General features: G+C 73.9%; 7 protein-coding genes, 1 pseudogene and 1 riboswitch. Of the genes and pseudogenes, 5 read left to right on the plus strand and 3 right to left on the minus strand.

Features of this window, described 5'->3' with window-relative positions; genetic code table 11:
- Positions 1-76 precede the first annotated feature (76 nt).
- A riboswitch (FMN riboswitch) is annotated at positions 77-207 on the minus strand.
- A gap of 359 nt (positions 208-566) precedes the next feature.
- The gene (locus ACZ7GZ_RS20575) at positions 567-1,310 is read left to right on the plus strand and encodes an SDR family oxidoreductase (protein WP_471026059.1); all 744 of its coding nucleotides are present in this window, start codon (positions 567-569) and stop codon (positions 1,308-1,310) included.
- 123 nt (positions 1,311-1,433) lie between these two features.
- Here ACZ7GZ_RS20575 and ACZ7GZ_RS20580 read toward each other — a convergent pair whose 3' ends face one another.
- Entirely contained in the window at positions 1,434-2,648 is a 1,215-nt protein-coding gene (locus tag ACZ7GZ_RS20580; RefSeq protein ID WP_471026061.1) for an ROK family transcriptional regulator, read from the minus strand.
- Between the two features lie 157 nt (positions 2,649-2,805).
- On the opposite strand from ACZ7GZ_RS20580, the gene ACZ7GZ_RS20585 reads away from it, so the two are divergent.
- Positions 2,806-4,020 carry an MFS transporter gene (locus tag ACZ7GZ_RS20585; RefSeq protein WP_471026064.1) on the plus strand — a complete coding sequence of 405 codons (1,215 nt, stop codon included), beginning with the start codon at positions 2,806-2,808 and terminating at the stop codon, positions 4,018-4,020.
- Here ACZ7GZ_RS20585 and ACZ7GZ_RS20590 read toward each other — a convergent pair.
- On the minus strand, positions 3,980-4,375 hold the full coding sequence (locus tag ACZ7GZ_RS20590) for an acyl-CoA thioesterase (RefSeq protein ID WP_471026066.1): 396 nt from the start codon (positions 4,373-4,375) through the stop codon (positions 3,980-3,982). The genes ACZ7GZ_RS20585 and ACZ7GZ_RS20590 overlap by 41 nt on opposite strands.
- Positions 4,376-4,474: 99 nt before the next feature.
- Here ACZ7GZ_RS20590 and ACZ7GZ_RS20595 point away from each other — a divergent pair, with 99 nt between their 5' ends.
- Positions 4,475-5,869, plus strand: coding sequence for a uracil-xanthine permease family protein (locus tag ACZ7GZ_RS20595; protein ID WP_471026068.1), 1,395 nt, complete (start codon positions 4,475-4,477; stop codon positions 5,867-5,869).
- On the opposite strand, the gene ACZ7GZ_RS20600 is transcribed toward ACZ7GZ_RS20595, so the two are convergent.
- Positions 5,842-6,972 carry a glycoside hydrolase family 6 protein gene (locus tag ACZ7GZ_RS20600; protein WP_471026180.1) on the minus strand — a complete coding sequence of 377 codons (1,131 nt, stop codon included), beginning with the start codon at positions 6,970-6,972 and terminating at the stop codon, positions 5,842-5,844. The two genes, ACZ7GZ_RS20595 and ACZ7GZ_RS20600, sit on opposite strands and share 28 nt — an antisense overlap.
- A 179-nt stretch (positions 6,973-7,151) precedes the next feature.
- Between ACZ7GZ_RS20600 and ACZ7GZ_RS20605 the strand changes: the two genes are divergently transcribed.
- Entirely contained in the window at positions 7,152-7,838 is a 687-nt protein-coding gene (locus ACZ7GZ_RS20605) for a DUF5995 family protein (RefSeq protein WP_471026070.1), read from the plus strand.
- 74 nt (positions 7,839-7,912) lie between these two features.
- Positions 7,913-8,836 (plus strand): annotated as a pseudogene (locus ACZ7GZ_RS20610) (LLM class F420-dependent oxidoreductase); the annotation flags it as partial.
- Positions 8,837-8,936 lie beyond the last annotated feature (100 nt).

The raw sequence follows: 8,936 nt of genomic DNA on the forward strand, positions 1-8,936 counted from the left end.
GTCGCCGGAACGGGCCCGTCCACATACGGACGCGCCCACATACGGCGGCGCGCACACGGAAACGCATGCCCGCCCGCCGCGCACTGCCTCCCATCCGGACTTTAACCGTCGGTCCAGGAATTTCACCTGGTCAACCGGCCGCTGGAAGCGACCGGGTCGCGGACTGTAACCGCCGGTTCGGACTTTCACCGACCCCGGAGTGCGCTGCTTCTGGTACAGGGCCAGTGTGCCACGCCGGACGGCCGTCCCGACACGTGAGCGATGTGGGTTCCCTCACAGCGCGTGTCGCCGGTCTTGCGCGGCGCAGTCACGCCGCGCAACTGCCGGTCGGTCAGGGCCGATTGGCCTGGTCCGGACCCATTGACCGTGCTGGTCTAGTCCTTTTAGGGTGCGGACGGGTCCGGCGGCGGTGACGACGGCCCTTGCCCGCCGCCGGACCGCCGCCGACTGCCGCCGGCCGGGCCGGGCCAGCCGGGGCATGTCACGTTCCCCGGGGTCCGCGCGGTCTCATCCGCGGGAGGGCGCCCCGACGGGGGGTGCCCGGCATCCGGAGGGACAGACACAGCATGACGACGATCCTGGTGACCGGCGGAACCGGCACGCTCGGCCGGTGCGTGACGCGGCGGCTGCGGGCGGACGGCCACGAGGTGCGGGTGCTGAGCCGGCACGCACAGCCGTACGCCGTCGATCTGCGTGCCGGCGGCAGCGGTCTCGACGCCGCGCTCGCCGGGGTGGAGACCGTGGTGCACTGCGCGAGCACACAGCGGGGCGGGGACGAACAGGCGGCCGAGCATCTCATCGCGGCGGCACGGCGGGCCGGAGTGGGCCATCTGGTCTACATCTCCATCGTCGGGGTCGACCGGGTGCCGCTCGGCTACTACCGCACCAAGCTGGCCGTGGAACGGCAGATCGAGGAGTCGGGGCTCGGCTGGACCGTCCTGCGCGCCACCCAGTTCCATGACCTGCTGGTCTCGCTCCTGGGCGGGCTGGCCAAGGCGCCCGTCCTGCTGGTCCCGGCCGGGGTGCCGGACCAGCCGGTGGAGGTGGGCGAAGTCGCGGACCGTCTGGCCGGGTTGGCACTCGCCGGTCCCGCCGGGCGGGTGCCGGACATGGGCGGCCCCGAGGTACGGACCCTGGACTCCCTGGCCCGCTCCTACCTCCGCGCGACCGGCCGGCGCCGGGCGGTGGCGCAGGTTCCGCTGTTCGGCGGGACCTATCGCGCCGCCCGCGCGGGCGGTCTGCTGACACCGGAACAGCCGGTGGGGAAGACGACGTTCGAGGAGTACCTGGGGCGGCGGTTCGACGGCTGACGGAAGTGAGACGGCCGGCCGGGCCCACACCTCCGGGACCGCGACCGGCCGACCGGCGCCGGGAACGGCCGTACCTGCCGGCGGGCGCCGGCCCCGGGCGATCCGGTGCACCGGCGGGCGAGGCTAGGGCCGCGCGAACAGGTCCTCCTGGGCACGGTCCCGGGCCGTCAGAAGGGCTCCGCGCAGGACCGCCGTGCCACCGAGGGCGCTTGCGCGGACCTCGGTGAGCAGCGGCGACATACGGCGGAGCCGGTCCTCCACGAGGCCCGCGAGGACGGCGCCGCCGGCCTGGCCGACCTCGCCGCCGAGCACGACACAGCCGGGGTCGAGCACGGCCACCACGGACGCGGCCCCGATGGCGATCCGGTCGGCCAGGGCGTGGAGAAACCGGCCGGCGAGGCGTTCGGCAGCCGGATGAGACGCGGTGGAGGCCTCCTCCGCCACCTCCGCCGCGGCCCGCTGAACCACTCGCGCCGCGCCCGGTCCGTCCATGGTGGCCGGTACCGGCAGGCCGCACTCCGCGGCCAGCGCGCCGATCGCCGCCGCGCCCGCCAGTGAGTGGAAGCCTCCGTCGCAGTCGCTCGCCGACGGCAGCGAGGTGCCCGGGACGGGCAGGAAGCCGATCTCGCCGGTGCCGCCCGAGGCGCCGCGGCGGAGCGTGCCGTCGAGGACGACCGCCGCGCCGACGCCGTGGCCCAGCCAGAGCAGGACGAAGGTGTCCCGGTCCCGCGCGGCACCCTCGCGCTGTTCGGCCAGGGCGGCGAGGTTGGTCTCGTTCTCCACGGTGACCCGGGCCCCGGGCAGCCGTTCCAGCAGGGCGGCGGCCAGACTGCGGTGCCAGGCGGGCAGGCCGCCGGAGTCGCGGAGATCCCCGGTGGCCGGGTCGATGAGGCCGGGTGCGCCGATGCCGACGGTGTGCAGCCGGTCCGCCCCGGCCTCCTTCGCGGTCCGCTCCACCGCGGCCACCGCCTGCTCCACGGCGGGTCCGGTCCCGCTGTCCCCGCCGATCGGCACGGACGCCTCCGCGAGCACCCGCCCGACCAGGTCGGAGACCAGGACGAAGACGCCCCCGGTGCGGACGTCGAGGGCGGCCAGGTGAGCCCGGTCGGCGACGATGCCGTACAGCCGGGCGTTGGGGCCGCGGCGCTGCTCGCCGGACTCGCCGACGACGCTGATCAGCCCGGCGGCGGTGAGCCGTTCCACGAGGTCGGCGACCGTCGGCCGGGACAGACCCGTCAGCTGCTTCAACTGCCCGGCCGTGAGCGGGCCTTCCTGTTGCAACAGCCGCAGGGCCAGGCGGTCGTTGATGGCCCGGGCGGTGCTGGGTGATGCGGGCATGACGGGAATCCTCCCAGATCGGCAACCCTCCCCGGCCCACGCGCCGGGGACCCCGACGGCGGCCGTAAAACCGACTATCTATCAGGCAGGGTCCCTGATAGTTTACGGCGCGTGCCGGGTGGGGTGTGGCGGGAAACTCCCGGGGAGGGACTGGAACATGGGTGACATGGGACGCGCAGGTGACGACGCGAGGCGCGCCCGGTACGCCGTGGCGGCCGTGTTCGCCGTGCACGGCGCCGTGACCGGCACGTTCGCCACGCGTGTGCCGTGGATCCAGGACCACGCCTCGCTGGGCTCGGGCCAGTTGGGGTTCGCGCTGGCCTTCACGGCGTTCGGCGCCTCGTGCGCGATGCCGCTGGCGGGCCGGATCAGCCATCGCTTCGGCAGCCGTACGGCCCTGCGCGGGCTGCTCGCGCTGTGGACGCTCTCCCTGGTCCTGCCGTCCCTCGCGCCGAACCTCACCACCCTGTGCCTGGCGATGTTCACCTACGGCGCGAGCGCGGGCATGGCCGACGTGGCGATGAACGCCCTCGGCGTCGAGGTCGAGCGGCTGCTCGGCAAGTCGGTCATGTCGGGGCTGCACGGCATGTGGAGCGCGGGTGCGCTGACCGGCTCGGCGGCCGGCACGCTCGCCGCGCACCTCGGCTCGGACGCCCGGCTGCATTTCGCGCTCACCGCTGCCGTGCTCACCGTACTCGGCCTGGTGGCCTGCGCCTGGGTGCTGGACCTGCAGCCCGCCGAGGACGAGGAGCCACCGCCGCGGTTCGCGCTGCCGCCGCGCTCGGCCCTGCTGATCGGTACGGTCGGCTTCTGCGCGGTGTTCGCCGAGGGCGCGAGCCTGGACTGGTCGGCGGTGTTCCTGCGGGACCGGCTGGACAGCTCGGCCGGTGGGGCGGCGGCCTGCACGACCGGCTTCATGCTGACGATGGCGGTGGCCCGGATCGCCGGGGACGCGGTGGTGAACCGGTTCGGCGCGGTCCGCACCGTCCGGGCCGGCGGCATCCTGGCCGTGCTGGGCGGCCTGCTGATCGTCGTGGCCGGGCATCCGGCCGTGGCGATGGGCGGGTTCGCGCTGATGGGGCTCGGCATCGCGGTGGTCGTCCCGCTGTGCTTCGCGGCGGCCGGGCACGCCGGGCCGAACCCGAGCCAGGCCATAGCGGGCGTGGCGACGATCACCTACACCTCGGGGCTGATCGCGCCGAGCCTGATCGGCGGGGTGGCCCAGGCGACCAGCCTGGTGGTGTCGTTCTGCGTGGTGACGGCGCTGGCGTGCGGGCTCGCGGTGTGCGCGGGCGTGCTGCGCACGGCCGAGCGCGGCGGCCGGAAGGAGATCAGTCCGCAGGCCGCAGCAGTTCCCGGGCCCCGGCCCTGAAGGCGTCCGTCCACGGTGTGGGCCGCAGGGTCGTGGCGTCCAGCCGGACCAGCACCCGGGTGCCCCCGGCGTAGGTCCGGGTGCCGTCGGCCGAGCAGAAGCGGAAGCCGTAGGTCAGGCCGGTGGTGCCGAGCCGGTCCAGCCAGAGGTGGACGGCGTAGGTGCCGGGGCGGGTCACCGGCGCCTCGTAGCTGATCCGCAGCTCACGGACCGCGTTGCAGGCGTCGCCGGCCGCGTGCCAGTCGCCGTCGAAGCGGACGCCGTGCTCGTTCCACAGCTCGGTCCAGGCCCGCTCGACCATGAGCGGGTAGCGGGCGTTGTGCAGGAGCCCCAGTGACGAGGGACTCCTGAACATCGCTGATGATGACGTTCCATACTAAGCGACCGCTCAGAAGCCGGTACCCGTGACAATGGTGCGGAACCCCCTCCCGTACGTAAGAAAGCGAAACCCACCATGGACCTCGGCGTGCGCTGGAAACTGCACGGTGACGGGCGCACGCCCGCCCCCGGAGCGGTGGTACGCCCGGATGAACGGCTCTCCTGGCCCCGCACGGTGGGCCTGGGCGCCCAGCACGTGGTCGCGATGTTCGGCGCGTCCTTCGTGGCGCCGGTGCTGATGGGCCTCGACCCCAACCTGGCGATCATGATGTCGGGCGTGGCGACGGTGATCTTCCTGCTCGCCACCCGCGGCCGGGTGCCGAGCTACCTGGGCTGTTCCCTGTCGTTCGTGGGCGTGGCCGCCGTCATCCGCGCCCAGGGCGGTACGAGTGCCACCGTGACCGGCGCCGTCCTCGTGGTCGGCGCCGTGCTGTTCCTGGTGGGTCTCGCCGTGCAGCGTTTCGGCGCGCGGATCATCCACGCCGCCATGCCGCCGATCGTCACCGGCGCGGTCGTCATGCTCATCGGCTTCAACCTCGCCCCGGTGACCGCGTCCACCTACTGGCCGCAGGACCAGTGGACGGCCCTGCTGGTCATGCTGTTCACGGGGCTGGCCGTGGTCTGCCTGCGCGGCTTCTGGTCCCGCATCGCGATCTTCCTCGGGCTGGTCTTCGGGTACGGCATCTCCTGGGCCTTCGACCGGATCTTCGGCAAGATCAACTCCATGAGCCCGAGCGGCAAGGTCACCGACCACTGGCGGCTGGACCTCTCCGGTGTCTCCAAGGCCGACTGGATCGGCCTGCCGCACTTCCACGGGCCGTCCTTCCAGTGGTCGGCCGTCCTGGTCGCGCTGCCGGTCGTGATCGCCCTGGTCGCGGAGAACGCGGGGCACGTCAAGGCGGTCGGCGAGATGACCGGCGACCCGCTGGACGACAAGCTCGGTACGGCGATCTCGGCCGACGGCGTCGGCTCCATGCTGTCCACCGCGGTGGGCGGCCCGCCGAACACCACCTACTCCGAGAACATCGGCGTGATGGCCGCGACCCGCGTCTACTCCACCGCCGCCTACTGGGCCGCCGCCGGCTTCGCGCTGCTCTTCGGCGTCTGCCCGAAGTTCGGCGCGGTCGTGGCCGCGGTCCCGGGCGGTGTCCTCGGCGGCATCACCGTGATCCTCTACGGCATGATCGGCCTGCTCGGCGCCCAGATCTGGCTGCACGCCAAGGTGGACCTGCGCAACCCGCTGAACCTGGTACCGGCCGCCGCGGGCATCATCATCGGCGTCGGCAACGTCAGCATGAAGTTCACCGGCACCTTCTCACTCAGCGGCATCGCCCTCGGCACGCTGGTCGTCATCACCGGCTACCACGCGCTGCGCGCCTTCGCCCCGGCCCACCTGAAGAAGCAGGAGCCCCTGCTGGACGAGGGCACGTCCGGTTACGACGCTCAGGAGGCTCCGCGCGCCAAGTCGTAGGCGTACGACGGCGTGAACGTCCCGGCCGCGCCCCGGCAGCCGTCGGACTCCCCCGGCAGCTTGACCCACAGGTAGGCGTCGATCCGGGCCTCGCCCGTGTCCAGGGTCGGGGCCCGGCCGAGCTTGCGGCCGGCCGGGTCGCACCACTGGCCGTCCGGCGGGGCGCCGTTGCCGTTGCGGCTGGTGTCGATCACCGCGCCGAGGCTCGCCGGGCCGCCGAGCGCGTCGAGGACCTGACGGTCGTAGGCGATCTCGTCGGTCGTGGTGCGGAAGTTGGAGACGTTGCTGAAGACGCCGTCCGCGTCGGCCGCTCCCGCCTGGCGCAGCAGGGCGGCCTGCTCGGCCGGCGGGTGCCAGCCGGAGTGGCCTGCGTCGTAGTAGACGCGCGCTTTCGGATCGGCGGCCTTCAGCACCCGCCCGGCACGGGCCAGCGAGGCGAGCCTGGCCGCGCGGTCGGCCTGCGGCAGGCAGTCGGACTGGGCGATCGAGTCCGGTTCCAGGACGATCACCACCTCGTCCGGGCCGAGCCCCCGCGCGAAGGCGTCGATCCAGGTGTCGTAGGCCGCGAGGTCCGGCGCGCCGCCCCGGGAGGCACTGCCGCAGTCCCGGTCCGGGATCGCGTACGGCACGAGCACCGGGACCCGGCCCCGCGCCGCCGCGTCCGCGGTGACCGCCCGCACCCGGCCGGTGATCGCGTCCGGGTCGGGGTCGGTGAACCACACCGCGGCCGGCCGGTCGGCGATCAGGGCGGCGATGACATCGGTGCGCGGATCGCCGGGGTGGGCCCGGACCCAGTCCAGCACCTGGGAGGCGGGGTGGCGGTACAGGAGCGGTGACACGGGGACGGTCCGCTGCTTTCTCCTGGCCGGGACGGGGGTGTGCGTGGAGAGCGCGGTCGGCGCCGGCGTCGGCGTCGGCCTCCTGGTGGCGGCCCTGCCCGGGGAGGGTGCGGCCGGCCTCGGCATGGGCGCCGGGGGCGGCGTGCGGGTCGCCTCGGCGCGGGCCCGGCCGGAGCCGGGGCCGGAGTCGGAGCCGGACTCGAGCGCCGCTATCACGCCGGTGACCGAGCCGACCAGGGTCACCACCGAGGCCGCCGCGACCATCAACCCGCGCCGCACGGCACGCCTGCGCGCGGCCCGGCGCTCGGCGAGACGCCGGGTACGTGAGCCTGACACGGTGCCGCTCCCCCCTCGCATCCGCGGCTCGCCGTCCGTTCCCCCGTTCCGGCGAAGCCCCGGGCCGGTCGGCGCGCCCGTCGGCCCGGGGCTGGGACCCTTCCCCCATGACGCAGTTGGAACACCTCACCACCCCTGTCGACACGGTCGTCTCCCGGATGCGCGCCCTGGCCGCGGGCCTGCCCGAGTGGGACGGGGTCGCCGTGTTCAACCGCGTCTACCTCACCGTCACCGAGGAGGTCGACCGGCGCCTGGACGCCGGGGGATTCCCGGATCCACGGGCGGCGATCGCGCTGGACGTGCGGTTCGCCGAGCGGTACCTGGCCGCGGTCGACGCGGCGGCCGCGGACCGCCGGCCACCCGCCTGCTGGCGTCCGCTGTTCCAGCTCCGCCGCCATCCCGGGGTACGGCCGCTGCAGTTCGCGCTGGCGGGCATCAACGCGCACATCGGGCACGACCTCGCGCTCGCCGTGGTGGACGCCTGTCGTACGCTCGGCTGCGAACCGCCCGACCTGGAGGACGAGTTCGACCGCGTGGGCGAACTCCTCGGCGCGCTGGAGGAGCGCGTCCGCGAGGATCTGATGCCGGGTCCCGACCTGCTCCAGATCGCCGATCCGCTCACCCATCTGCTGGGCTCGTGGAGCCTGGAGCGGGCCCGCGACGCGGCCTGGGTGGCGGCACGTGCCCTGTGGGCGCTGCGCCACTGCGGCGATGTGACCGAGGAGTTCACCGAACGGCTGGACGCGGCGGTGGGGTTCGCGGGGCGGATGCTGCTCACTCCGCTCACGGACTGATCCTGTCACCGCGGAACTCCCCGGCGGCCGTGGGACGTTGAGCGAGCAGTACCCGATCACAGAGGAGTGGCGGTATGGCGACCCGGCTCGGTCTCGGTCTTCCCCAGATGCGGCAGTACTCGATCGGCAAGGACGTCCCCGACGTGGCACGCGCCGCGGAGGACATCGGTTACGACAGTCTGTGGGTCTTCGAGCGGGCACTGTTCCCGGAGCCCGCCACCCAGGGTCTGTACGGCATCGAGGGCCTGCCGTGGCCGGACCAGTACCGGAACGTGGCCGACCCCCTGGTCACCCTCACCCTGGCGGCCGCTGCCACCGAGCGGGCGGAGCTGGGCTCCAGTGTCCTGGTGGCTCCGCTGCACGTTCCGTTCCAGCTCGCGAAGGCCCTGGCCACGCTGGACGCGGCGAGTGGCGGCCGGGTGCTCGCGGGCCTGGGCACCGGCTGGTCCCTGGACGAGTACGCGGCCTCGGGCGTCCGGCCCTTCGAGGAGCGCGGCGCGGTCCTGGACGAGATCATCGAGGTGTGCCGGAAGGTGTGGGGCCCGGATCCGGTCGTCCACGAAGGAAGCCTCACCCGGATCGCCTCCGCCGTGGTCGGGCCCAAGCCCGCGCGGGCGATCCCGATCCTGCTGGCCGCGGGCAACCGGCGGGCGTGGCGGCGGCTGGTGGACCACGCCGACGGGTGGCTGCCGGTGGGCATGGGCGCCGAGCAGGTCGCCGCCCAGTGGCGGCGGCTGCGGGAGCTGGCCGAGGAGCGGGGCCGTACGCGGCCGATCAGGACGGTGCTGCGGGTGAACACCAGCCGGCAGGCGAAGCCGTACGAGGGTGCGGACCGCCGGCCCTTCCAGGGCGATGTCGACCAGATCGTGGCGGACCTCGTGGAGTACGCCCGCATCGGCCTGGACGAGATCCTCATCGACCTGCAGGGCACCGCGCGGGACGCGCGCGAGCTGGCGGACGTCGCCGCGGAGGTGTTTGAAAAGGCGGGGGGGGGGGGGGGGGGGGGGCCGGTATCCGCGCGCTGGTTCCTTGTCGCTCCTTTGGGCCATCCTGCGGACAGCCCCAAAGGGCGAGCTCGTTGCGGAACGCAACCCAGCC

Source organism: Streptomyces sp. NPDC037288 (genome assembly GCF_055603265.1).